This window comes from Serratia sp. TSO36, from assembly GCF_057808395.1.
The window spans coordinates 1-470 of record NZ_JBJZOU010000038.1 but is presented as its reverse complement, the minus strand read 5'-3'; the positions used below and the strand labels follow the sequence as shown (position 1 = coordinate 470).

The 470-nt window shown below is 68.3% G+C and carries 1 protein-coding gene; it reads left to right on the top strand.

Going from position 1 to position 470, the window contains the following annotated elements:
* Positions 1-470: PhzF family phenazine biosynthesis protein (locus ACK3CV_RS25325; RefSeq protein ID WP_489009923.1), on the top strand; the 470-nt coding region annotated here is incomplete at both ends.

Sequence of the window (470 nt, the reverse complement as noted above, 5' to 3'; positions counted from 1 at the left end):
ATGCCACGCTGGCTGCCGCGCATGCGGTGCGCGAGTTCCTCCGCCCCGGCATCGACGCGGTCACTTTCCAGTCGCCCAGCGGCCCGCTTCACGTCGCCGCATCGGGCGGGCGCTGGACACTCGACCTTCCTGCCCTGCCCCTTATGCCCATCGCGTCGCCGCCGGGCATCGCGGAGGCGCTGGGCGTGGCGCCCCAGGCCTGTTTCGCGTCGCTCGACCTGATGGTCGTGCTGCGCGACGAAGCCGAGCTGAAGGCAATCAGGCCCGACCTGGAAATCGTCGCGACCTTTGACTTGCGGGGCATGGTCGTCACCGCGCCGGCCGAAGACTGCGACTTCGCCTCCCGTTTCTTCGCGCCGAAGCTTTCCATCCCCGAGGATGCGATCACCGGCTCGGCACATTGCACGCTGCTTCCCTATTGGGCGAAGCGGCTGGGCAAGACGGAGCTCGCGGCCAAGCAGTTCTCGATC